The sequence below is a fragment of the Halopseudomonas salina genome (assembly GCF_008641105.1).
In genome coordinates, this window is record NZ_VTTI01000030.1 from 1 (window position 1) to 1,616 (window position 1,616).

2 protein-coding genes are annotated in these 1,616 nt (G+C 50.2%); both read left to right on the plus strand.

The window, feature by feature from the left end:
- Positions 1-98 precede the first annotated feature (98 nt).
- Entirely contained in the window at positions 99-452 is a 354-nt protein-coding gene (locus FZF01_RS19275; RefSeq protein ID WP_150279455.1) for a hypothetical protein, read from the plus strand.
- A 175-nt stretch (positions 453-627) separates the two neighbouring features.
- Entirely contained in the window at positions 628-1,389 is a 762-nt protein-coding gene (locus FZF01_RS19280) for an ankyrin repeat domain-containing protein (RefSeq protein WP_188434493.1), read from the plus strand.
- Positions 1,390-1,616 lie beyond the last annotated feature (227 nt).

Consider the following 1,616-nt stretch of genomic DNA (forward strand, 5'->3'; position numbering starts at 1 on the left):
ACATATAACCAGTCGCTGTTGCCGGACAATTTCTCCACCGCTTCGCGGCTACAAAATCGCCGCAAAGCTCTACGTTATGCCTTGGGTTGAGACACCGTATGTACACATACACAAAAAATGATCGTACTGAGCAACTGAATGAGCTGTGCTTGGCTTTGAGTAGGCTTATCCCAATTGCTGAGAAATATGCTCCAGGTAATTTGCAGCAATACGAAGGTGCAAAAGCAGAAGCCGACTTCCTGCTAACTAATGGATTCACTCAAGAAGAACTTTCAACGCTTTCACGAGAGGTTCCAGATGTGGTTGATCGGCACCGTGATTGGGAGTCTCAAATATTGGAACAACAGGAAGACGGCACATGGTGTGAGCCCAGCTGGTTCGTTGAGCTCGAGGCCGTACTTCAGCCAGCTTTAGAGGCAGCAGGTGTCCTGCGTCGGCTGGGGTACTACTAATGCACAGCCAGAAAGGGCATAACCAAGCAAGGCACGGCGACGGCTTTTTCGTTGCGGCTTCGCCTCCACTACAAAGCCGCGCGTGCTTGCGGCGTTAGGTGTCCGCAAGAAATTGGGGTCAGTTCAGATGAGCTGTAATTCCGCGCGGTACAGTCATGCGTCAAAGGATTATGCAATGCTGAAATTTTGTAGGGTGATCCTTCTCATGGCCATGTTATCAGGGGTGAGCAGTTGTGCCGCCGGGCAGAAGGTTGGTGGTATGACTCCTCAACAAGCTTTTAGCGAGCCACTAGTTGCTGAGCTGGTGGTAGCAGCTACTCAAAATAATTTTGAGAAGATGGATGAAAAAGTCCAGGCTGGAGTTGACGTCAATACGATCGGTGCTGATGGGGTTACTCCGTTGATCTGGCAGGTTTATTTGAGAAACACCAGGGGCGCGGAGAAGTTGCTGAAGCTGGGAGCAGATCCGAATTACCGTGACGAAAAGCTGCGCGTCTCTGCACTGTATTTAGCTGTCGACGCCAACAGAGTTGATCTTTTAGATGTGCTGCTTCGCTACAAAGGGGACCCGAACCTGATCGGGCCTAACGGAGACAGTCTGTTGCACCAAGCTGTTATGAGGTTTTGTGCGGAGTGTGTCCGGCTGCTGGTTGAAAAATATCACGCAAACGTGAACGTACAGGGCAGCAATGGGGATACACCCGCGAATGTAGCCGTCGGCATGGGCAAGTTCGACCTAGTTGTTTATTTTTTGCAGAAGGGATTGAATGAAAATCTTCAGAACTTGGCCTTGGATGTTCAAATAATTAAAATACCGCCCGAATCGAACGGAATGAAACATAAGCTTCAAGTTATAGATATGCTTAAAGCGCGGGGCGTGCAGTATCCTGATCCGCGATATCGCCCGCACCAGCCCCCTCCGGGGTGGAAGCCTTGAATGCAAGAATGCCGGGTGTCGCGCGGTAATGGAGTGAGATCAACATCAACACTCGGCGGTGACTGCTTGGAAAATAAAGCACCTAACAATCGGCACCACAGTGACCGCTTCTACGCCGCTTCGCGGCTACAAATCGTCACGTGTGCCGGGCGTTATATGTGAGCACAATGGACGTAGTTAACAAGTCTACAGTTAAGCATTTTTGGATCGGGACATTCCTTGCTTTC